22 protein-coding genes are annotated in these 20,461 nt (G+C 70.0%); 8 read left to right on the top strand and 14 right to left on the bottom strand.

Translation table 11 applies throughout. The annotated features are described in order from the left end of the window. Positions 1-51: 51 nt before the first annotated feature. Both BWI15_RS15435 and BWI15_RS15430 read right to left on the bottom strand, forming a co-directional pair. Positions 52-2,073, bottom strand: a complete 2,022-nt coding sequence (locus BWI15_RS15435; protein ID WP_077015113.1) for an NADPH-dependent 2,4-dienoyl-CoA reductase — start codon at positions 2,071-2,073, stop codon at positions 52-54. Next, positions 2,070-2,615, bottom strand: a complete 546-nt coding sequence (locus tag BWI15_RS15430; protein WP_077015112.1) for a PadR family transcriptional regulator — start codon at positions 2,613-2,615, stop codon at positions 2,070-2,072. The genes BWI15_RS15435 and BWI15_RS15430 overlap by 4 nt, the downstream gene beginning before the upstream one ends. A 141-nt stretch (positions 2,616-2,756) precedes the next feature. On the opposite strand from BWI15_RS15430, the gene BWI15_RS15425 reads away from it, so the two are divergent. Both BWI15_RS15425 and BWI15_RS15420 read left to right on the top strand, forming a co-directional pair. After that, the gene (locus BWI15_RS15425; RefSeq protein WP_077015111.1) at positions 2,757-3,239 is read left to right on the top strand and encodes a cation:proton antiporter regulatory subunit; all 483 of its coding nucleotides are present in this window, start codon (positions 2,757-2,759) and stop codon (positions 3,237-3,239) included. 10 nt (positions 3,240-3,249) lie between these two features. Further along, positions 3,250-4,470, top strand: coding sequence for a cation:proton antiporter (locus BWI15_RS15420; RefSeq protein ID WP_237771296.1), 1,221 nt, complete (start codon positions 3,250-3,252; stop codon positions 4,468-4,470). Positions 4,471-4,566: 96 nt separating this feature from the next. On the opposite strand, the gene BWI15_RS15415 is transcribed toward BWI15_RS15420, so the two are convergent. Next, positions 4,567-5,169 (bottom strand): YdeI/OmpD-associated family protein, encoded by a 603-nt coding sequence (locus tag BWI15_RS15415; protein ID WP_083750789.1) that lies wholly within the window; start codon positions 5,167-5,169, stop codon positions 4,567-4,569. A 98-nt stretch (positions 5,170-5,267) separates the two neighbouring features. On the opposite strand from BWI15_RS15415, the gene BWI15_RS15410 reads away from it, so the two are divergent. Continuing rightward, positions 5,268-5,897: a hypothetical protein gene (locus BWI15_RS15410; protein ID WP_077015109.1), complete on the top strand. Its 630-nt coding sequence runs from the start codon at positions 5,268-5,270 to the stop codon at positions 5,895-5,897. Here BWI15_RS15410 and BWI15_RS15405 read toward each other — a convergent pair. Genes BWI15_RS15405 through BWI15_RS15395 form a run of 3 tightly spaced genes read right to left on the bottom strand, consistent with a single transcriptional unit; the run spans position 5,894 to position 8,442 of the window. Continuing rightward, on the bottom strand, positions 5,894-6,379 hold the full coding sequence (locus BWI15_RS15405) for a methylated-DNA--[protein]-cysteine S-methyltransferase (protein ID WP_077015108.1): 486 nt from the start codon (positions 6,377-6,379) through the stop codon (positions 5,894-5,896). The genes BWI15_RS15410 and BWI15_RS15405 overlap by 4 nt on opposite strands. Position 6,380: 1 nt before the next feature. After that, a complete protein-coding gene (locus BWI15_RS15400) occupies positions 6,381-6,917 on the bottom strand; it encodes a GNAT family N-acetyltransferase (protein WP_077015107.1) in 537 nt (178 codons plus the stop codon). 1 nt (position 6,918) lies between these two features. After that, a complete protein-coding gene (locus BWI15_RS15395) occupies positions 6,919-8,442 on the bottom strand; it encodes an AlkA N-terminal domain-containing protein (RefSeq protein WP_330359533.1) in 1,524 nt (507 codons plus the stop codon). Positions 8,443-8,557: 115 nt separating this feature from the next. Between BWI15_RS15395 and BWI15_RS15390 the strand changes: the two genes are divergently transcribed. Then, entirely contained in the window at positions 8,558-9,298 is a 741-nt protein-coding gene (locus tag BWI15_RS15390; RefSeq protein ID WP_077015106.1) for an SDR family NAD(P)-dependent oxidoreductase, read from the top strand. 173 nt (positions 9,299-9,471) lie between these two features. Further along, complete coding sequence (locus tag BWI15_RS15385) at positions 9,472-10,257, top strand: LLM class flavin-dependent oxidoreductase (RefSeq protein WP_077015105.1); 786 nt, start codon at positions 9,472-9,474, stop codon at positions 10,255-10,257. A 14-nt stretch (positions 10,258-10,271) separates the two neighbouring features. Here BWI15_RS15385 and BWI15_RS15380 read toward each other — a convergent pair whose 3' ends face one another. Continuing rightward, positions 10,272-10,976, bottom strand: coding sequence for an SDR family oxidoreductase (locus tag BWI15_RS15380; RefSeq protein WP_083750788.1), 705 nt, complete (start codon positions 10,974-10,976; stop codon positions 10,272-10,274). Between the two features lie 77 nt (positions 10,977-11,053). Between BWI15_RS15380 and BWI15_RS15375 the strand changes: the two genes are divergently transcribed. The 3 genes from BWI15_RS15375 (at position 11,054) to BWI15_RS15365 (ending at position 15,285) form a co-directional block, all read left to right on the top strand. Further along, positions 11,054-11,431, top strand: a complete 378-nt coding sequence (locus BWI15_RS15375) for a winged helix-turn-helix transcriptional regulator (RefSeq protein WP_077015103.1) — start codon at positions 11,054-11,056, stop codon at positions 11,429-11,431. A gap of 91 nt (positions 11,432-11,522) precedes the next feature. Further along, a complete protein-coding gene (locus BWI15_RS15370) occupies positions 11,523-12,530 on the top strand; it encodes a LacI family DNA-binding transcriptional regulator (protein WP_077015995.1) in 1,008 nt (335 codons plus the stop codon). A gap of 43 nt (positions 12,531-12,573) precedes the next feature. Continuing rightward, complete coding sequence (locus tag BWI15_RS15365; protein ID WP_077015102.1) at positions 12,574-15,285, top strand: glycogen debranching protein; 2,712 nt, start codon at positions 12,574-12,576, stop codon at positions 15,283-15,285. Between the two features lie 353 nt (positions 15,286-15,638). On the opposite strand, the gene BWI15_RS15360 is transcribed toward BWI15_RS15365, so the two are convergent. From BWI15_RS15360 to BWI15_RS15330, 7 genes are all read right to left on the bottom strand, one after another. Continuing rightward, positions 15,639-16,364, bottom strand: coding sequence for an ABC transporter permease (locus BWI15_RS15360; protein ID WP_077015101.1), 726 nt, complete (start codon positions 16,362-16,364; stop codon positions 15,639-15,641). Further along, complete coding sequence (locus tag BWI15_RS15355) at positions 16,364-17,302, bottom strand: ABC transporter ATP-binding protein (protein WP_077015100.1); 939 nt, start codon at positions 17,300-17,302, stop codon at positions 16,364-16,366. Before BWI15_RS15355 ends, BWI15_RS15360 begins: the two co-directional genes overlap by 1 nt. A 52-nt stretch (positions 17,303-17,354) precedes the next feature. After that, complete coding sequence (locus BWI15_RS15350) at positions 17,355-18,119, bottom strand: hypothetical protein (protein ID WP_077015099.1); 765 nt, start codon at positions 18,117-18,119, stop codon at positions 17,355-17,357. Further along, entirely contained in the window at positions 18,116-19,027 is a 912-nt protein-coding gene (locus tag BWI15_RS15345; protein ID WP_077015098.1) for an ATP-binding cassette domain-containing protein, read from the bottom strand. Before BWI15_RS15345 ends, BWI15_RS15350 begins: the two co-directional genes overlap by 4 nt. Beyond that, complete coding sequence (locus BWI15_RS15340) at positions 19,024-19,380, bottom strand: GntR family transcriptional regulator (RefSeq protein WP_077015097.1); 357 nt, start codon at positions 19,378-19,380, stop codon at positions 19,024-19,026. Before BWI15_RS15340 ends, BWI15_RS15345 begins: the two co-directional genes overlap by 4 nt. Positions 19,381-19,508: 128 nt before the next feature. Continuing rightward, positions 19,509-20,261 (bottom strand): GOLPH3/VPS74 family protein, encoded by a 753-nt coding sequence (locus tag BWI15_RS15335; RefSeq protein WP_083750787.1) that lies wholly within the window; start codon positions 20,259-20,261, stop codon positions 19,509-19,511. Beyond that, positions 20,258-20,461 carry a hypothetical protein gene (locus BWI15_RS15330; protein WP_077015096.1) on the bottom strand — a complete coding sequence of 68 codons (204 nt, stop codon included), beginning with the start codon at positions 20,459-20,461 and terminating at the stop codon, positions 20,258-20,260. Before BWI15_RS15330 ends, BWI15_RS15335 begins: the two co-directional genes overlap by 4 nt.

Below are 20,461 nucleotides of genomic sequence, written 5' to 3'. Positions count from 1 at the left end.
CGCGACCTCGAAGACCGCAGCAACCAGAGCACTCTCTTTGTCTTTCCTCTTTTACAGTTCAGCCGCGAGCCGGGTGCCTTGTTCGATGGCTCGTTTGGCGTCCAGTTCGGCGGCTACGTCGGCGCCGCCGATGACGTGGACGGATTGGCCTCGGGTGCGCAGGTCGGTCGCGAGGTCGTTGACGGACTCCTGGCCTGCGCAGAGGACCACCGTGTCGACGGCCAGCGTGCGCGGGTTCTCGCGCTTGGGGCCGAAGGTGATGTGCAGGCCCTCGTCGTCGATGCGTTCGTAGTTGACCGCGCGGAGTTGGGTGACCTGCTTGTTCTTCAGCGCCGCGCGGTGGACCCAGCCGGTGGTCTTGCCGAGGCCGGCGCCGATCTTGCCGGGTTTGCGTTGCAGGAGGTAGACCTCGCGGTCGGCGGGTTCGGGGTGGGGTTCGACGAGGCCGGCGCGGTCGACGACCGGGTCGCCTACACCCCACTCGGCCTTCCACGCGGGGAGGTCGAGGGTGGGCGACGCGCCGGTGGTGAGGTACTCCGACACGTCCACCCCGATCCCGCCCGCGCCGATGACCGCGACGGAGCGGCCGGCCGGGCGTTCGCCGCGGACCAGTTCGGCGTACGTGAGGACCTTGGGGTGGTCGATGCCGGGGATGGACGGGATGCGCGGTACGACGCCGGTGGCGACGATCACCTCGTCGAAGCCGGTCAGGTCGTCGGCGGTGGCGCGGCGGCCGAGGTGGAGCTTGACGCCGGTCAGGTCGAGCCGGCGGCGGTAGTAGCGGATCGTCTCGGCGAACTCCTCCTTGCCGGGGATCCGGCGCGCGATGCCGAACTGTCCGCCGATCTCGTCGGCGGCTTCGAAGAGTTCCACGAAATGCCCGCGTTCCGCGGCAGTCACCGCCGCCGACAGTCCGGCCGGTCCGGCGCCGACCACCGCGACTTTCTTCGTACGACGGGTCGGCAGCAGCACCAGTTCGGTTTCGCGGGCGGCGCGCGGGTTGACCAGGCAGCTGGCCAGCCGCTTGGCGAACACGTGATCCAGGCAGGCTTGGTTGCACGCGATGCAGACGTTGATCTCGTCGGCGCGCGCATCGGTTGCCTTGAGCACCCATTCCGGATCGGCCAGGAACGGCCGGGCCAGGCTGACCAGGTCGGCGTCGCCGCGGGCCAGCACCTCCTCGGCGACCTGCGGCAGGTTGATCCGGTTGGAGGTGACCACCGGAATTCCGACGTGCGGCCGGAACGCAGCAGTGACCGACGTGAACGCCGCCCGCGGCACCGACGTCACGATCGTCGGCACGCGCGCCTCGTGCCAACCGATCCCGGTGTTGATGATCGACGCCCCGGCCGCCTCGATCTCCTGGCCCAGCGCAACCACCTCCGACCAGGTCTGCCCGCCCTCGACCAGGTCCACCATCGACAGCCGGTAGATGATCAGGAACGACGGCCCGACCCGCTCCCGGGTCCGGCGGACGATCTCGACCGCCAGCCGCCGCCGGTTCTCCGCCGTACCGCCCCAGCGGTCGGTCCGCCGATTGGTGCGCTCGGCAAGGAACTGGTTGATGAAGTAGCCCTCGGACCCCATGATCTCGACGCCGTCGTAGCCGGCTTCCTGGGCCAGCGCGGCGCACTCGACGTACGCGTCGATCTGGCGCCGGACACCGCGATCCGACAAGGCACGCGGGCGAAACGGGTTGATCGGCGCCTTCAGCGCGGACGCCGAGACGCTGAACGGATGGTACGAGTACCGTCCCGCATGCAGGATCTGCAGCGCGATCCGGCCACCCTCGGCGTGCACGGCATCGGTCACGATCCGGTGCCGCGCGGCCTGCCGGCGGGTCGACAGCCGGGAGCCGAACGGCGTCAGCCAGCCGGTCCGGTTCGGGGCGTAGCCGCCGGTGACGATCAGGCCGACCCCACCGCGGGCGCGCTCGGCGAAGTACGCCGCCAGCTTCGGAAGGTCGCGCACACGATCCTCGAGGCCGGTGTGCATCGAGCCCATGATCACCCGGTTCGGCAGCGTGACGTGGCCGAGGTCGAGCGGGGACAGCAGGGTCGGGTAGTCGTTCATCGGGCGCCTTCCGGTCGCAGGGCCTGGACGACCTCGTCGCACCACGCGGTGAACGACTGCTCGGCGCGGATGCCGCCGCGGAGCACGAGGTACTGGTGCAGTTCGCGGCCGGACAGCTTGCCCGGCTTCGGGAAGTCGCGCTGCTCGATCGCCTGGTACGCCGCCAGTCGCGCCGCGTGCTCGTCACGGTGCCGCTCGATCTCCCGCAGGACGGCGGCTTCGTCGCCGAGCGACGCGCCGCGCAGCTTCACTCCCAGCTCGTCGCGCAGGGTGGTCGGTTCGATCGGCTCGGCCAGCCAGCGGGTGAGTTCGGCCCGGCCCGTGTCGGCGACCTGGTAGACCTTCTTGTCCGGCCGGCCTTCCTGGGCGATGTCGGTGTGGGTGACCCAGCCGGCCTCTTCCATCCGCCGCAGCACGCGGTAGATCTGCTGGTGCGTCGCCGCCCAGAAGAACCCGATCGACCGGTCGAACCGCCGGGCCAGCTCGTACCCGGATCCCTCCCGCTCGCTGAGCGAGACCAGCAACGCGTGCTCGAGCGCCACCGTGAACCACCTCCTGGTGCCGCCAGCCTAGCTATGCAACGGGTTGCACTGCACCTGAGTGCAGCCCAGATCACAGCGCGGCCTTCCGCCGTACGGGAGAATGGTTGCAGGAGCCGACTATCTCCCTGCCGGAGGAAAACGATGGACCACGCCCACCCGACCCGGACCACCCTGCCGGGGATCGGCACGCGCTACGACCTGACCACCGAGGGTGGCAAGCACGTCTCGATCGTGGTGCACGAGGACGGGCGGCGGTTCCTGGGCTTTCACGATCCCGACGACGACGACAACTGCACGAACTCGGTCCCGCTCGATCCGTCCGAGGCGGCCGCACTGGCCCAGCTGCTGATCCCGACGCCGATCGACCCGCTGCGCAACGACCTGGAGATCGACCTGGTCACCGAGCAGATCCCGATCACCGGCCGGTCGCCGTACTCGGGCCGGACGCTGGGCGACACCCAGGCCCGGAGCCGGACCGGGGCGTCGATCGTGGCCGTGCTGCGGCGAACCGGCGCGACGCCGTCGCCGACGCCGGACTTCCGGTTCACCGTCGGCGACACGCTCGTCGTGGTCGGGACCCGCGAGGGCGTGGACGCCGTTGCCGACCTGATCTCGGGAGGCTGATGTGCACGACATGACGATGCTGCTGATCGAGCTCGGCGCGGTCATCCTGGCGCTCGGCATCCTCGGCCGGATCGCCGGCCGGTTCGGCTTCTCACCCATCCCGCTGTACCTGCTGGCCGGGCTCGCGTTCGGGCACGGCGGGTTGCTGCCGCTGGACGCGAGCGAGGAGTTCGTTGCCACCGGCGCCGAGATCGGCGTGATCCTGCTGCTGTTACTGCTCGGGCTGGAGTACACCGCCTCCGACCTGGTGACCACGCTGAAGACGCAGTACCTGTCGGGTGTCGTCGATTTCGTTCTGAACGCGTTGCCGGGCGCGGCCGTCGCGCTGATGCTCGGCTGGGGCCCGGTCGCGGCCGTCGCGCTGGCCGGAGTCACCTGGATCTCGTCGTCCGGCGTGATCGCGAAGGTGGTCGGCGATCTGGGCCGGCTGGGCAACCGGGAGACACCGGTGATCCTCGGGATCCTGGTGCTCGAGGACCTCTCGATGGCGGTCTACCTGCCGATCCTGACCGCTTTGCTGGCCGGCGTCGGGCTGGCCGGTGGAAGCATCACGCTGCTGATCTCGCTGGGCACGGTCAGCATCGTTCTGTTCGTCGCTTTGCGGTACGGACGATTGATCAGCCGGGCGGTCTCGTCGGACAACCCGGAGATGCTGCTGCTCGTCGTCCTCGGGCTGACGCTGCTGGTCGCGGGCATCGCGGCGAAGCTGCAGGTGTCGGCCGCGGTCGGAGCGTTCCTGGTCGGGATCGCACTCTCGGGCGAAGTCGCGCACGGTGCGCGAAACCTGCTGAGCCCGTTGCGGGACCTGTTCGCGGCGGTGTTCTTCGTGTTCTTCGGGTTGAGCACCGACCCCCGGGACATCCCGCCGGTGCTCGGCGTCGCGCTGGGACTCGCGGTCGTCACCGGCCTGACGAAGATCCTCACCGGCTGGTACGCCGCCCGCCGCGCGGGCATCAAGACAGCCGGTCGCTGGCGGGCCGGCGGGACGCTGGTGGCGCGCGGCGAGTTCTCGATCGTGATCGCCGGTCTGGCGGTCGGCGTCGAACCCAGATTGGGGCCGTTGGCAACGGCGTACGTGCTGATCCTGGTCATGCTCGGCCCGGTCGCCGCCCGCTACACCGAGCCGGTCGCGCGCAAGCTGACGAGTCGCCGGAAGGCCGCACCGGTGCCCGCACCGGCCGGCGGCCCGGCCGAGGAGCGGCTGGACGACCCGGCCAACACCGGCAGCTGAACGTGCACCACTCACCAAGCCGCGGTCTCGGCTGCCGTTACGCCTGCGGCTTGGTGAGGTTCGGCGGTTGTGGGCAGGTTGGTGAGTGGTGGGCGTTCACCTCGGGTGGTTGGCGCGCTGGTTGACGGCAGCGAGCTCCACCGTCTGCTGGATCCGCCGGGCCCGGGTCTCGGGCCGCTTGGCGAGCGCGATCCACTCGAGGATCAGCCGCCTCGACGACGGGGGGAACGCCTGGAAGTGCTGGGCCGCCGCTGCGTTCCGGTCGAGCTCCTGCTGGAGATCGGCCGGGACGATCAGGTCCTGAGCCTCCGCAAGCACGTCCCACGTGCCCGACTTCTTCGCCTGCTCGACCACCTCGACGCCGGCCGGCGCCATCAGTCCCTCGGCGGTCAGCCGGGCCACCCGCTCCCGGTTCACCTTGCTCCAGGTGCTGCGCGGATTCCGCGGCGTGAAGCACTGGTACGTCGTGGTGTCGTCGCGCCGGATCGTCTTGCTGTCCACCCACCCGAAGCACAACGCGTGCTCGACCGCAGCGAGGTAGTCCACGCCCTCGCCGCCGCCCCGGCCGACCACCAGCCAGACCGACCGCTCGGTCCGCCCGTTGGCCTCGAGCCACGCGCGCCACTCCTGCACGGTCTCCAGCCGCACCGCCAGCTCGTCCGACATGTCCACCTTCGCCACCGCCGCCTTGCTGGTCATCTCGACCGTCCTCTCGTCGCCGTCTGATCCCACTCTGCCGCAGATAAGTGCTCACCCAATGAGCACTTTCTTCGCCGGAGGGGGAGCATGCTGAGCAGATGGACGACATCGAAGAGATCGACCAGTTCTCCGACGAGAGCCGCGCCGTGCTCCGGCACAGCACCGACGCGTTGATCGCCGGGCTGCGCGACCATGTCGCGACCCTGCTCGAACTGCGGGGCGGCAGTGCGGAGCAGGCCCGGCTGTTCGCCGCGAACGAGACGCTCGAAGGTCTCCTGCGCGACTGGGACGACGCCGTCTTCGACCACACCGGAACCACGGCCATGCCGCTGGACGACGACGAGGACGACGACTTGGCCGACCAGGACGAGCCCGACGACGTACCGGTCGAAGTCCTCTCGCTGGTGACCCGGGTCGACCTCGGGGTGAACGAGCCCGGCGAGTTGCTCGCGGCCGGCCGGGCGGCGCACCGGCGGCTGTGGCCGACGGAGACCGACGCCGATGCCGCCGTCGCGGTCGAGGACGTTCAGCAGGCCGTCTACGCGCTCCTGCACGAGGCGGGCGAGCCCTGGCTGGAACTGCCGGGCACGGAGTTCCTGGCGGCTGCGCGGGTGTACGTCGCGCCCGAGGAGTACGCGGCTCCGGAGGAGGACCGTACGCCCGAGTCGTTCAGCCGCCGGGTCGTCGTGCCGGAGGGGACAGTGCTGTTCAGCGAATCCTGGGCCTAGAACAAAGCGTCCCGGCGCTCGAGGTCGAGCAGCGCCTGCTTGCGCGGCAAGCCGCCGCCGTAGCCGGTGAGGCTGCCGGTGGAGCCGACGACGCGATGGCAGGGCACGATGATGCTGATCGGGTTCTTGCCGTTGGCCAGGCCGACGGCTCGGGAGGCGGACAGGGGCTTGCCGAGCGCCAGCGCCAGTTCGCCGTACGTCGTGGTGGTGCCGTACGGGATGTCCTGGAGCGCGGTCCAGACCTCCTGCTGAAACGGCGTGCCGATCGGGGCGAGCGGGACGTCGAAGGTGGTGCGTTCGCCGGCGAAGTACTCGGTGAGCTGGTGGACCACCTTCGGCAGGATCGTGTCGTCGCGCGGGCCGAAGGTCTCGACGGCCGGCTGGTGCCGGTGCTGTTCCATGTAGAGGCCGACGAGTTCGTCGCGGTCCGAGCCGACCAGCGTGAGGTCACCGATCGGGCTGCTGATCACTGCGTACGGCATGTCAGGGGCGGGCGATGCGGTAGAGGACGTGCCGCTGCAACCGATGACCGGCCGGCACGCGCGGGTGGTCGAAGTCGTCGGATACGTCGTGCGTCATGCCGATGCGCTGCATGACGCGCTGCGACGGCAGGTTCGTGGTCGCCGTGAACGAGACGATCTCGTCCAGGCCGGCCGGGCCGAACCCGTACGCGAGCGCGGCGCGGGCCGCCTCGGTGGCGTAGCCGTTGCCCCAAGCATCTTTCGAGAGGCGCCAGCCGACCTCGACCGCGGGCGTGAAGTGGGCCTCGAAGCTCGGCCGGGACAGGCCGGTGAAGCCGATGAAGCGGCCGGTGTCGCGGACCTCCAGCGCCCACAGGCCGAAACCCCACTCGGCCAGCTGGGCGCCGATACGGTCGACGAAGGCGTCGCTTTCCTCGCGGGTCATCATCGCCGGGAAGTGCTCCATCACCGCCGGATCGGAGTTCATCGCCGCGAACGGCTCCTTGTCGGCCTCGGTCCACTCGCGCAGCAGCAGTCGCTCGGTTCTCAGCTCGGTCATCTCACTCCGTCGGGATCGTGTTGATCGCGTGGTCGCCGGTGGCCCACAGGTACTGCACGGCGTAGGCGCGCCAGGGCCGCCAGGCCCGGGCGTGCTCGAGCAGCGGTTTAGGTGCCTCGGGCAACCCGAGGTCGCGGGCGGCGTACCGGATGCCCAGATCGCTGGCCACGAAGGCGTCCGGGTCGCCGAGCGCGCGCATCGCGATCGACTCCACCGTCCACGGGCCGATACCGGGCAGCGCGGCGAGCTGGTCGCGGGCGCGGTCCCAGTCGCTGCCGGCGCCGAGGTCGATCTCGCCGGCGGCGAGCGTCGCGATCAACGTGGTCAGCGTCGTCCGCCGGGACTTCGGGAAGGCCAGCGTCTCCGGGTCGAGCTCGGCCAGCGCGTCCATCCGCGGGAACAGATGCGTCAGGCCGCCGGCCGGGTCCTCGATCGGTTCGCCGTACGCCTGGACGAGCCGGCTCGCGTGGGTCCGCGCGGCGGCCGTCGAGACCTGCTGACCGAGCACCGCCCGGACGGCGAACTCGGCGCCGTCGACCGTCCGCGGTACGCGCCGGCCGGGCGCCTTGGCGATCAGCGGCGCGAGGATCGGATCCTCGGCGAGCAGCTCGTCGACGGCGATCGGGTCGGCGTCCAGGTCGAGCATGCGGCGGCAGCGGCTGATTGCGATCGCGAGGTCGCGCTGGTCGGTCAGCGACAGCTGGCAGGCGATGTGGTCGGGCATCGGCCGGAGCGCGACGACGCCGTGACCGTGCGGAAGACGCAGGGTGCGGCGGTAGGCGCCGTCACGCCACTCCTCGACGCCGGGGACGCCGGTCGCGATCAGGTGGCCGAAGAGATTGTCGGGGGTGAGCGGTGCACGGAACGGGAGTCTCAGGAAGATCGTCCCGGGGGCGGTGGGGTGCGAGCCGCGTTTCGCCCGGCTGCGAAGCTCGGTTGGTGAGAGGGCGAAGACCTCCTGCACGGTCTCGTTGAACGTGCGCACGCTGGCGAAGCCGGAGGCGAACGCGACGTCGGCCATCTGCAGGTCGCTGGTCTCGATCAGCATCCGCGCGGTCTGGGCTCGCTGCGCCCGGGCCAGGGCGAGCGGTCCGGCGCCGAGCTCGGCCTGGAGCTGCCGCTGTACCTGGCGAACGCTGTAGCCGAGCTGGGTCGCGAGGCCCGGTACGCCGTCGCGGTCGACCACGCCGTCGCTGATCAGGCGCATCGCGCGGGCGACCAGGTCGGCCCGGTCGTTCCACTCCGGGGAGCCCGGGCTGGCGTCCGGCCGGCAGCGCTTGCAGGCCCGGAACCCGGCCTGCTGGGCCGCGGCCGCGCTCGGGTAGAACCGCATGTTCTCGACCTTCGGCGGCACCACCGGACAGCTCGGCCGGCAGTAGATCTTGGTCGTCAGCACGGCAGTGAAGAACCACCCGTCGAACCGCGCGTCCTTGGACTGGACGGCCCGCACACACCGCTCGACACATTCGTACATGAACCCCAGCATCGTCGTCGGCGCGGACAGTTGCCAGCGGTTTTGCGCCATCAAGGTTCGGCGGAAAAACGACGTCAGGAGCCGGTGCCGCTTTCTCGCCAGCGTGCGGCCGTGATCACGAGTGGACTGGAGGCCGAACCGATCAACGGAAGAAGGCTGGACGACGATGAACGACCTTGCAGGCAAGCTCGCGCTGGTGACCGGCGGCAGCCGCGGCATCGGTGCCGCGACAGCTCTGGCGCTGGCGACGGCCGGGGCGGATGTGGCGATCACCTACCGGGAGGCCGGCGACGACGCGGCGTCCGTGGTGAAGCGGATCGAGGCGGAGGGGCGGCGCGGTTTCGCGTTCCAGGCGGATACCTCGGACGCGACGGCGATCGAGGACGCGGTCGCGCAGGCGGTCGGCGTACTGGGTGGGCTGGACGTCTTCGTCAACAACGCCGGCGTGGGGACCAGCGCGATGATCACCGACGTCGACCTGGCGGAGATCGACCGGGTGATCGCGATCAACGTGCGCGGCGCATACGTCGCGGCGCGGGCGGCGGCGACGCGGCTGTCCGACGGCGGCCGGCTGATCCACCTCGGCAGCACCATTGCCAACCGCAACGCCGGTCCCGGGATGACCCTGTACGCGTTGACGAAGTCCGCGCTGGTCGGCATGAGCAAGGGCCTGGCTCGCGACCTCGGGGCTCGCCGGATCACGTCGAACGTCGTACAGCCCGGTCCGACGGACACGGCGATGAACCCCGCCGACGGTCCGTACGCCGCGGGGCAGCTCGCGCAGTTGGCTCTGGACCGCTTCGGAACTCCCGAGGAGGTGGCCGCGGCCGTCGTGTACCTCGCCGGTCCGGCCGCGGGATACGTCACCGGCACCGAGCTGACCATCGACGGCGGCCACGCCGCCTGACTCGTCACGGGCCCGGGGAGACCGCATCCCCCGGGCCCGTGCGATATCACTGCGTGGCGGGAGCCATTCATCGCCGTCTGCCACTCCGGGGTGATCCGGGCCTTGACCGGCCACTTCAGTACCGAACCTTGTGGGGTCTGGGTGCTGCCCCTCCACGGGACTACGTTCGCGGGATGAAGTTCTCGGTGACGTTCGGGGCGGTCGGCGAAGGGCGGGATCCGCGCGGACTGGCGGAATTCGCTCGGATCGCCGAGGCGAGCGGGTGGGACGCGGTCTTTCTCGAGGACTATCTCGTCTATCAGGGCGACGACTCGGTGCCGACGTACGATCCGTGGGTTTGCCTGGCGGCGATGGCGTGTGCGACCAGCCGGATCCGGCTCGGTACGACGGTGACGCCGCTGCCCCGGCGGCATCCGTGGAAGGTGGCCGCCGAAGCGGTCGCGCTGGATCACCTGTCGGGTGGGCGGATGATGCTCGGGGTGGGGATCGGGGATCCGTCCGATCCCTTTCTGCCGCAGGCCTCCCCGCGCGTCCTGGCCGAGATGCTCGACGAGGGCCTCGAGGTGATCGACGCGCTGTGGTCCGGCGAACCCGTCCACCATCACGGCAAGCACTACCAGCTGGACGGCGTCCGGCTGAGCGCGCGTCCCGTGCAGCGCCCGCGCATCCCGGTGTGGATCGGCGGCAACCTGCTGATCCCCGCCGTACGCCGAAGGATCCTGCGGTGGGACGGATCGTGCGCCTACAAGGGCCCGACCACGGCGTCGTTGCCGATCCTGCCCGAGGACGTCCGAAGCCTTCGGTCCGAGCGCGGCGACGACTTCGCCATCAAGGTCAGCGGCGGCGACCCCGCCGCCTTCGCAGCAGCCGGCGCGACGTGGTGGGGCCGCTGGATCGCACCCGGCCCCACCACCGAAGCAGAACGCATCCTGCGAGCCGGCCCACCCACCCTCAGCTGACGGGCCGGCGCGCATCACGCGGTCTTGTGGCGGGCGCCGCCCTCGAGGTGGATCGTCTCGCCGGAGACGAAGCCCGCGCGCAGCAGCCACATCACCGTGTCGACGACGTCGTCCGGTTCGCCGTACCGTCCGACCAGCGTTCCAGCGGCACTCTTGCTCAGCAGGCCGGCCTTGCCGTCGCCCAGCCGGTCCCAGGCACCCGAGTCGACGACCCCGGGCGAGATGGCGTTGACCCGCACCGGGGCGAGGTCCGCCGCGAGGTGGCGAGCGAGGTACTCGACCGCACCGTTGGTCACCCCCTTGACCAGCGAGCCCGGTCCGGGCCGCCACCCGACGACTCCGGAGAACAGCACGATCGACCCGTTCGGCCGCAGCACCGGCGCGAAATGCTTGGCGACCAGCATCGGTCCCATCACCTTCGCCGTGAACGCTGCGATCAACTTGTCGTGATCCAGTGCGACGGCCCGTACGTCGTGCGGCGCCGAACCCGTCGTCACGAGGTGGTCGATCCCGCCCGCGAGCCCTGCGGCCGCGGCGGCGATCGTGGTCTCGTCCTGCAGATCGATCCGTACCGCCGTCGCGTCGAGCTCGGCCGCCAGCGCCTCGGCGGCCGCCAGATCACGGGCGCCGATCACCACCTCGTACCCGTCCTTCGCCGCGCGCCGCGCGACCTCCGCTCCCAGCGCCCGCGCGCCGCCGATGACCAGGATCCGTTCCACTGCGTCACTCCCTCTCGTAGACTCGGACTCACGGTATGGATTTGATACCGGTATCTACAACGGAACTGGGAGCAGCCATGGGCAAGGCGTACAACGTGATGGCGGCGACCTGTCCGAGCCGCACGGTGCTGCACCGCATCGGCGCCCGGTGGACCGTGTTCGTCGTCAACGCCCTCGCTGACGGTCCTCGCCGGTTCACCGATCTCAAGGCCCACATCCAGGGCATCACCCCGAAGGTCTTGACCGAGACGCTTCGCTCCCTGGAAGTCGACGGCCTGGTGAGCCGGCACGAGTACGCCGAGAACCCGCCGCGGGTCGAATACGCCCTGACACCCCTGGGACGTTCGCTGCTCGTCCCGCTCCGCGCCGTACGGGCCTGGGCCGAACAGCACGTTCCGGACATCGAAGCCGCCCGGGCCCGGCACGAGGATCGGACGTCCGCCGAGCCGGCGTGAATGCGCCCTGAGCCGTTGACAGGGCAGCTTCCGTGGGGCGAGACTGCCGGTGCTTTTAACGTTCCAACCCGTGCCCGGTGAGGGGGTCGTGGTGGCTACGCTCAAGCAGGTCGCGGCACACGCGGACGTCTCGGTGCAGACCGTCTCGAACGCCCTGAACGCCCCGCACCGACTCCGGCCGGACACCTTGCAACGGGTGACCCGGTCGATCGAGTTGCTCAACTACCGACCCAATCGTAACGCCCGGAGTCTTCGTACCAGCGCGGTCGAACTGATCGGGTACTGCGTGCCGAGCTGGCAAGGTGGGCAGGCCCATCTGGTGATGGACCAGTTCCTGCACGCGTTGTGCGCGGCGGCCGAGTCGACCGGGCGGCACATCTTGTTGTTCACGGCACCGGCCGGCGCCGACGGCATGTCGGTGTACGACGACCTGCACGCGCGGCGGCTGGTGGACGGGTTCGTGCTGTCGCAGACCGAGACGCACGATCCGCGGCACGGATGGCTGAAGGACAAGCGGATCCCGTTCGTCTCCTTCGGGCGGGTCTGGAAGGAAACCACCCAGCCCGGCCCGTACGTCGACGTCGACGGTGCGGCCGGATGCGCGACCGCGACACGGCACCTGTACGACGCCGGTCGGCGGCGGATCGGCTTCCTCGGCTGGCCGCGGACGTCGGGACTGGCCGAAGACCGGCTGGCGGGGTGGCGCGACACCTGCCAGGAGCTCGGGCTGCCGACCGACGGGCTCGCGGTGCACTGCGCCGAGGACACCTTCGACGAGGGCGCGCGCGGCGCGGCGTCGTTGCTGGACGCAACCGAACCGGTCGACGCGATCGTTGCCTTGAGCGACATACTGGCGCTGGGGGCGTTGCGCGAACTCACTCGGCGCGGGCTGTCCGCCGGGTCCGATGTCGCGCTCACCGGCTTCGACGATTCGCCGCTCGCGTCGGTCGTCTCCCCCGCGCTCACCACGCTGCGGCAGCCGATCGACCTGATCGCCCACGAGCTGATCAACATCCTCACCGGCCCGGCCGGCGACGAGCCGACCGAACGCCTGCTGAAACCCGAACTGATCGTCAGGGGCAGCTCGGCCCCCGGCTGATGACGCGGTACGCGCGAGTGCCGCGAGAAGGAGGAATCTTGTCATGACACCCCGCCCGACCACCTCCGGACCACCCGGCCCCCGCCGCTCCCGCACGGCGGGCGCCGGACTGCTGCACGATCGAACGTCCCGCACCGCTGGCGTCGGGCTGCTCGCGGCCGCGACGCTGCTCGCGGGTGTAGCCGCGCAGGCCAACGCCGTCCCGACAGACGCCGCGAGTGGCGGACGAGGCAGCGCGCAGAGCGCGCATCCCGGCGGACCTGGTGCCCGGCCCGGCGCAACGCGCGAACTCTCCGAGAGCACCCGGCTCTCCGATCGACGCTCCCTGGTGGTCGGCGATCGGGCCTACGCGATGGGCGATGAGACCGGCCTCTACCCCGCGACCGGCTGGCACACTCGCGGTGAGATGGGTGGGATCTGGTCCCAGCCGATCAAGTTGCTGGACGGGATGTGGTTCGGGGTCGACGGCGCCTGGCTGGGCAGGCAGGTCGCGGCGACGAAATACACCAGCGGCTACGGCTACCAGCGCATCGACTACGCCAACGGCGTGCAGCGGACGGACTTCGTACCGGACGGCCTCAGGGCGACGGTCGTCGGGCTGACCTTCAAACCCCAGCAGAACAAAACAGTCCGGCTCGATCTCGATGCGCACTCGGAGCTGATGCCGGCCTACCCGTGGGGTGGCACGACCCCGAACGCCGGTCAGGCCAACCTCCCGGACAGCGGATCGTACGCCGGCGGAGTGCTGCGCTTCCGCGACCGCGGCACCTCTCCCATCCCCAACGCCGAGCCGCACGACTACACCGCCGTGGTCGGATCGGCGCTCCGCCCGACCGGGCACGCCCTTGGCGCCAACCATCGCGGCCCGCAGGACCCGGCCGTGATCTGCCCCGCCGACGGTACGCCGCCCGCGCGGTGTGACGACTCGGCGTTCGGCAAGGGGACCGGTGGGCGACTGAGCTACCGCGTCGACCTGAAGGCCGGGAAGACCACGACGCTGTGGTTCGCCGTGGCCGGCTCCGACGACAGCAGCACAGCCGCCACCCGCGAATTCCGTCGTGCGATCAGCAATCCGGAAAGGTTGCTCAAAGCAAAGATCAGGGCCAGGGCGGGCCTGGCCGGACAGTCCGTCGTCGACCTGCCCGGCGACCGCCTGCTCCAGCAGAGTGTCGAGTGGAGCAAGCAGAACCTCGCCGACTCCGTCCAGGAGTCGCGCGACCTGGAGATCCGGGACGTCAACGAGGGCAAGTCCTACCCCGCCCCGGCAGGAACCGTCGACCGCGCCCGCTGGTTCGGCGCCGGCTTCCCCGACTATCCCTGGCTGTTCGCCACCGACGGCGAGTACACCGCGTACGCCGCGGTCGCGGCCGGTCAGTTCGACACGGCCAAGCAACACCTGAAGTCCCTGCAGGAGATCAGCGACATCCTCAACCACCGCAGCGGCAAGGTCGCGCACGAGGTGATGCCGACCGGCGACGTCTACTTCGGTTCCAACCAGAGCGCGGGCAACACCGACGAAACGGTCAAGTTCCCGAGCATCGTCGCACTGCTGTGGCGGTGGACCGGCGACGACCGGTTCCGCGACCAGCTGTACGACTTCAGCGTGCGCAACCTGCGCTACGTCTACCGCGAGCTGGACCAGGACAACGACGGCTGGCTCGAAGGACTGGCCAACGTCGAACGCAGCGGCATGGGCGCGGAGAAGCTGGACAGCACGGTCTACCTGGCGCGTGGCCTGCGCGACCTCGCCGACCTGGCCGCCTCCAAACGCGACCGGCTGACCCAGCAGTGGGCGACCGCGAAGGCCGAAGACCTGGAGAAGCGGTTCGAGGCCCAGTGGTGGGTACCGCAGGCCTTCGGGTACGCCGACTCGATCGACGACCCGGCGGATCCGGCGAACGACAACAAGCCGATCTTCCAGCGGCACTGGACCGGCGTCACGCCGATGGAGGCGATGCTCACCAGGCCCGGCCGGCCGGACCGCCCACTGGCCTCGCCGGAGCACGCGAAGATCGCCCTCGACCAACGTGAAAAGGCTTGCTACACAGGCGATTTCGGCCTGTTCCACACCGGCACCGGCCCGACCGCGGACCCGGCCGGCAACCCCGGACCGTCCTGCGACAGCGTCGTGTCGGCGGTGAAGAGCGAGCGCGCGATCTTCTCGCTCAACACCTCGATCATGGCAGTTGCTGAAGGCAACTTCGGCCGACTGGGCCGGAACCAGCAGCAGGTCTACACCACCGGCAACGCCCGGATCCAGCTCGACCCCGAGGTCTGGGAGACCCCCGGCGCGATGCCGGAGATCGCCCCGTCACCGGACTCCCCCGCGAACATCGACCGGCCGTTCACCGACCGCTCGATGTCGCTCCAGGCGTGGGGCACGTACGGCGTGCTGTGGCCGGTCGTGCACCAGCAGCTCGGCGTCGACCCCGACCTGGGCCGGGACCGGCTCGCCGTTGTCCCGCAGCTTCCCGGTGGACAGCAGAAGGTGGCCGGAAGCAACATCCGGATCGGCCGGGGATCGGTTGACGTGTCCGCACGCCTTGCAGGCAAGGAGTTACGGACCGACGTGAAGACCCGGGGCCTGCACGCGGACGTCACGGTCGGCGCGGTGCTGCCGACCGGCGCCAAGGTCGCCGGGGTCTGGCTGGACGGCCGCCGTACGGCGTACGAGCTGGTGACGACAAGTCGTGGCACCGAGGTCCGGGTGGCCGCCCGTGGTTCGTCGAGCAGCGTGATCATCACCCTGCGGTAGCAAGCGGACGTGAAGCTGGGCCCCTCAGAGTATGAGTCGGAGGGGCCCAGCAGAGCTGAAGGAAGGTGACGTCTCCAGCTTCCCGAAGCGGATCCGTGGAGTCCGGCAGACCCCGTCACCGGTCTACCTCGGTGGGGATCCCCACCGCAAGGGGCCTCGGTTTCCGTTCGACCCGCCGTACCGAATGGAACGGCGTGCCGCCCTTTCTACCGCCGCGGACCCGTGCCGCACAACCCTTTCCGGCGGGCGGTTGCTGCCATTTCACCAATGACCGCGTGTCGTCCACAGTGAGTGCCCGCCCGTCCACAGGAACCGTCGTGGTTATGCACACCCCCTGTGCATAACCGTCACTCTCAGCGGAAGAACCGGGCCGCCACCGCGAGGCAGCCGGCGATCGCGACGACGAGCGCGATCAGGCTGACGGTGCCGGGCCACTGACCCGACCAGGCGTCCTGCATGCTGGTCATGCCCGCGCCCATCGGGGTGACGTCGCGCAGCCAGCGGATCGACTCCGGCATCACGTCGCCCGGCGTCCAGACGCCGGCGAAGAACATGCTCGGGAAGAGCAGGATGTTGCCGACCACGCTGGCCGCCTTGGCGGTGGAGACCAGTGCGGCGATCAACAGTCCGATGCTCAACAGAGCGATCGAGTACAGCGCCGCTGCGACGACGAAGGGCAGCGGCGCGCTGGGCAGCGCGGCGTCGAAGAACAGCGCCCCGGCACCGAGGATCACACCGATCACCAGCGCGGCGGCAACGAGGTGCAGCAGGAGCTGGGCGACCAGCAGTTTGACCGGCTTGACCGGCGTGGTCGACAGCCGCCGCAGCACGCCCTTCTCCCGGTAGCCGGCCAGGATCATCGGCAGCGTCGCCATGCCGAGCAGCGCGATGCCGATGCCGATCGCCATCGTGGGCAGGAAGCTCGGCGGGATGCCGTCGTCCGGATTCGGGTTGTCGCCACCGATCAGCGAGAAGATGGTCAGCAGCCCGAGCGGCAGCACGAAGACGAAGAACAGTCCGGTCCAGTCCCGGACGAACAGCTTGCTCTCGATCCGGGTCAGGCTCAGCGTCTGGCTCATCAGTTCGCTCCTTCGAAGTTCCGGCCCGCGAGCAGCAGGAAGGCGTCGTCCAGGGTGGTCTGTTCGGTGTGCAGGTCGATCGGCGTCAGGCCGTGCGCGGCCAGCGTGGTGACGACGGCGACCAGGACGTCATCGTTGCCGGTGACAACGAATCGGCCGTTGTCGGTGCTGACCGTGCTGACCGCCGCCAGCGAGGTCAGCACGGTCTCGTCGGCCAGCGCCCCGGACAGCCGGAAGGTGATCCGCTGCTCGGACCGGGCCGCATCGACCAGGCCGGCCGGGGTGTCCAGCGCGACCACGCGACCGCCGTCGATGATCGCGATCCGGTCGCAGAGGTTCTCGGCCTCCTCCATGAAGTGGGTGACCAGGATGATCGTCACGCCGGTGTCGCGGATCGTGCGGACCAGCTCCCAGGTGTCGCGCCGGGCCTGCGGGTCCAGGCCGGTGGTGAGCTCGTCGAGAATCGCGATCCTCGGGTTGCCGACCAGCGCCAGCGCGATCGAGAGCCGCTGCTTCTGCCCGCCGGACAGCTTGGCGAACGGCGTGTCCTGCACCTTGGTCAGGCCGAGCAGCTCCAGCAGCTCGGCCGGATCGCGCGGCTCCGGGTAGAACGACGCGTACAGCTGGAGCGCTTCCCGGGCCTTGATCTTGTCCGGCAGTTCACTGGCCTGCAGCTGCACCCCGATCAGCGCGGTGATCTCGCCGCGGTGGGTGTGCGGGTCCAGGCCGGCCACGCGCACCGTGCCGCTGTCGGGAGTGCGCAACCCGGCGATCGACTCGACCGTGGTGGTCTTGCCGGCGCCGTTCGGGCCGAGGACGCCGAAGATCTCGCCGGAGCGGACGGACAGCGACACGTCGTCGACGGCGACCGTCGCGCCGTAGGTCTTGCGGAGGTTGCGGACGACGACCAAGTCCTCCGCGGCGGTGTTTTCGGGCATGGCGAAGCCTTCCTCGGTGCAGGTGAAGGTGAAGAACGAAGGGGTGGAGGGATCAGCCCTTGGTCGGCCGGACGCCGAACGAGCGGATCATCAGGTAGCCGGAGTACAGGCCCAGAACGCTGACCGCCAGCACTCCGGGGACCGCGACGGCCAGTGCCGGGCGGTGGTAGCCGGTGTTCGCGATCGCCTCGGCGAGCCACTGCGCGACCAGCAGGAACTCCGCGGCGGCGGCCGGCAGCAACGTCACCGGCAGCAGCAGGAGCCCTTTCCAGACACCGAACCGCATGAAGGCGAGGCCGGTCAGCCAGCCGGCAACCTCGTGCGACATGACCAGCAGGAAGAACTCGGCGAAGATCAGCCCGACCTGCGACGTGCTGGTGAACAGATGCGGATTGGCGAAGGCCTGCGTCCAGCCCTGCCAGGCGTAGATGACGTGCTCGATCTGGTAGACCAGCACCCACAGCAGCGCCGTACCGGCCGCGGCGGCGACCAGGAAGACGCTCGCCGCCACCGAGAACATCCGCCGGGTGATGCCGAGCGAGATCATCGACGTGAAGAACGCCGGGCCGATCGTGATGCCGACCGCCAGTGAGAAGTACTTCGGCGACTGTGTGCCGTAGTCCCAGATCGAGTGGTTGTCGCCGTCGCTGGCGAACTGGATGACCACGCCGGCCACCAGGAACCCCAGCACCATGATCACCCAGTAGCCGCCGAGCATCGGCGTCATCCCGATCCGCATCGCCCGCAGTACCCGGCGCAGGCGCTGTCCGGAGGTGACCCCGTTCGGCAGGGTCGCGGCGGGGCTGGTGGTGGTCATCGCCTTGCCTCCTTCGACGGAACCGGTGCGGTCAGGTGGACGAACAGGTCCTGCAGGCCGACCTGGCCGACTTCCAGTCCGGCAGAGCGAGCCTTGGCCAGCAGGGCCTCGTCGAGGTCACCGAGCACAGTGACCGACTTGGTCCCACCCAGCCGCTGTTCAGCCAGTACGGCGAGGCCGGCGGTCAGCTCGTCGACCACCGCCGCCGGGCCGACCAGCGATGCTCCACGGCCGCGCAGCGTGTCGACCGGCGCCTGGGTGACGAGCCGGCCGCGATCGAGGATCACGACCTCCTCGAGCAGCGCGCTGACCTCGCTGACCAGATGGGTGGACAGCAGGATCGTCCGCGGGACCTCGGCGTAGTCGGCCAGCAGAACGTCGTAGAACAGCTCCCGGGACGGCACGTCCATGCCGAGGTAGGTTTCGTCGAAGATGGTCAGCGGCGCCCGGCTGGCCAGGCCGAGCACGACGCCCAGCGCGGACCGCTTGCCGCGGGACAGCTTCTGCACCTTCTTGCCGATCGGCACCTCGAACTTGTCCAGCAGCTCACCGGCCAGGTCGTGGTCCCAGTACGGCCGCAGGCTCGCGGCGTACCCGAGGACGTGCTTGACCGGCACCTGGTCGTACAGGTCGCCCGACTCCCGGATCAGGCAGATCCGGCTGGTCACCACCGCGTCCTCGTACGGCGAACGCGGCGCGCCCAGGTCGCCGCCGCTGAGCAGCACCTGACCCTCGTCGGGCTTGCGGAACCCGGCCAGCAGCGCGGCCAGCGTGCTCTTGCCGGATCCGTTGCGGCCGAGCAGGCCGTGGATCTTGCCCGGCGCGAGCCGCAGGTCCAGCCCGTCCACGGCGGGGACTCCGCCGAACCGGACGGTGAGGTTCTCGGCCCGCACTTCCAGCGCGTTCACTGTTCCTCCTTCTGGATGTACCGGACCACCTCGGACAACGGGACGCCGACCGCACGCGCCTCGGCGATCATCGGGTCGACCACGTCGGCGAAAAACGCGTCCCGGCGGCCGCCGCGCAGCAACTCGCGGGCGTTCGGGCTGACGAACATCCCGATCCCGCGCTTTTTGTAGAGCACGCCCTCGTCGACCAGCTGGGCGAAGCCCTTGGCCGCGGTCGCCGGATTGATCCGGTAGAACGCGGCGTACTGGTTCGTCGACATGACCTGCTCGTCCTCGGCGAGGGCACCCGTGACGATGTCGTTCTTGATCTGGTCCGCGATCTGGAGATAGATGGGACTGCGATCGTCGAACATCGTGGTCCCTCTCTCGTCTCGGCCTGACCGGTCGTCAGGGTACCGGTGAACCCTCTGAGGTTCTTAGGTTCGTTACTTGACCAATGAACCGTAGCACCAACGAACCCCCTGGCGTCAACTGCCGAGCCTCAAGCGCCGCCGGAGTGCGCCGCGTTCTGCGCCTGGATCGCCTTGCGCAGCGCCGGAACGACCGGCCCGATCCGGACCGCCAGCTGGGCGAGCCGCTCCTTGTGCTGCTTGCGCTGCTCCTTGGACAGCACCGGCTTGAGCTCCCCGGTCGCCGCCAGGACGACGAGGGCGGCGTCGCGCAGGTCGACCCGGGTGACGAGCCGGGCGGGGCGAAGGGTGTCGGTGGCCGCCTGCAGCAGTTGACGGCGTACGAGCGGCTGGCGGAGGGTGATCCGCTCGGCCGGGAGAATGCCGAACCTTCGGTAGGACTCGACCTTGATCAGGTGATTGCGCTCGAGTTCGTCGCGGACCCGCGGGACGGCGTGGCGGGCACGGCGTTCGATCCAGCGCTTCCAGCGCTTGCGGCCGCCGGCCTGGATCTCGGCGAGCAGGTGCTCGGCGATCGGCGAGCCGGCGGGGCCGGCGACGGCGACGGCGACGACCCGGCCGTCCTCGTCGGTCAGCAGACCGGCCAGGTGGAGGTCGGTCAGTGCCGCCGCGTTGAGCAACAGACCGAGACGGGAACGATTGGCGACCTTGCCGGTAGATGGGTCGAAAGCCAGCAGATAAAGGCGTTCCGGGAGACCGGGCGGTACGACTCCCTTGCTAGAAGCAACAACTTGGCGAGGGCGATCGGGGCCGGCGCCGGGAGTGCCGGGGCGAGCGGCGCCGCGGCCCGGCGTACCGGGACGGCGGTCGAGGCGGGCGTTCATGTCTCCTCCTTGCGGGGGCGGCCGGGGCGGCGCATCTTGCCGACCTCACCAGGCAGCCGGCCGGCATCGGCGAGGGCGCGCCGGAGCAGGAACTCGATCTGTGCGTTGGTGCTGCGCAGCTCGTCGGAGGCCCAACGAGCCAGCGCGTCGTGCACCACGGGATCCAGCCGGAGCAGGATCTTCTTGCGTTCGGTGGGCAT

The sequence above is a fragment of the Kribbella sp. ALI-6-A genome, from assembly GCF_001984195.1.
Lineage (GTDB): Bacteria > Actinomycetota > Actinomycetes > Propionibacteriales > Kribbellaceae > Kribbella.
Note: the sequence above shows the minus strand (reverse complement) of the source record. Positions and strands in the feature narration are given on the sequence as shown.

Bases quoted from the DNA above. Each gene is read 5' to 3' on its own strand.
- BWI15_RS15375 (WP_077015103.1), top strand. From the start codon at position 11,054: ATGGGCAAGGCGTACAACGTGATGGCGGCGACCTGTCCGAGCCGCACG.
- BWI15_RS15355 (WP_077015100.1), bottom strand. From the start codon at position 17,302: ATGCCCGAAAACACCGCCGCGGAGGACTTGGTCGTCGTCCGCAACCTC.
- BWI15_RS15340 (WP_077015097.1), bottom strand. From the start codon at position 19,380: ATGTTCGACGATCGCAGTCCCATCTATCTCCAGATCGCGGACCAGATC.
- BWI15_RS15385 (WP_077015105.1), top strand. From the start codon at position 9,472: ATGAAGTTCTCGGTGACGTTCGGGGCGGTCGGCGAAGGGCGGGATCCG.
- BWI15_RS15335 (WP_083750787.1), bottom strand. From the start codon at position 20,261: ATGAACGCCCGCCTCGACCGCCGTCCCGGTACGCCGGGCCGCGGCGCC.
- BWI15_RS15405 (WP_077015108.1), bottom strand. From the start codon at position 6,379: ATGCCGTACGCAGTGATCAGCAGCCCGATCGGTGACCTCACGCTGGTC.
- BWI15_RS15330 (WP_077015096.1), bottom strand. From the start codon at position 20,461: ATGCCCACCGAACGCAAGAAGATCCTGCTCCGGCTGGATCCCGTGGTG.
- BWI15_RS15350 (WP_077015099.1), bottom strand. From the start codon at position 18,119: ATGACCACCACCAGCCCCGCCGCGACCCTGCCGAACGGGGTCACCTCC.
- BWI15_RS15435 (WP_077015113.1), bottom strand. From the start codon at position 2,073: ATGAACGACTACCCGACCCTGCTGTCCCCGCTCGACCTCGGCCACGTC.
- BWI15_RS15365 (WP_077015102.1), top strand. From the start codon at position 12,574: ATGACACCCCGCCCGACCACCTCCGGACCACCCGGCCCCCGCCGCTCC.
- BWI15_RS15415 (WP_083750789.1), bottom strand. From the start codon at position 5,169: ATGACCAGCAAGGCGGCGGTGGCGAAGGTGGACATGTCGGACGAGCTG.
- BWI15_RS15425 (WP_077015111.1), top strand. From the start codon at position 2,757: ATGGACCACGCCCACCCGACCCGGACCACCCTGCCGGGGATCGGCACG.
- BWI15_RS15410 (WP_077015109.1), top strand. From the start codon at position 5,268: ATGGACGACATCGAAGAGATCGACCAGTTCTCCGACGAGAGCCGCGCC.
- BWI15_RS15390 (WP_077015106.1), top strand. From the start codon at position 8,558: ATGAACGACCTTGCAGGCAAGCTCGCGCTGGTGACCGGCGGCAGCCGC.
- BWI15_RS15360 (WP_077015101.1), bottom strand. From the start codon at position 16,364: ATGAGCCAGACGCTGAGCCTGACCCGGATCGAGAGCAAGCTGTTCGTC.
- BWI15_RS15420 (WP_237771296.1), top strand. From the start codon at position 3,250: ATGACGATGCTGCTGATCGAGCTCGGCGCGGTCATCCTGGCGCTCGGC.
- BWI15_RS15400 (WP_077015107.1), bottom strand. From the start codon at position 6,917: ATGACCGAGCTGAGAACCGAGCGACTGCTGCTGCGCGAGTGGACCGAG.
- BWI15_RS15395 (WP_330359533.1), bottom strand. From the start codon at position 8,442: ATGGCGCAAAACCGCTGGCAACTGTCCGCGCCGACGACGATGCTGGGG.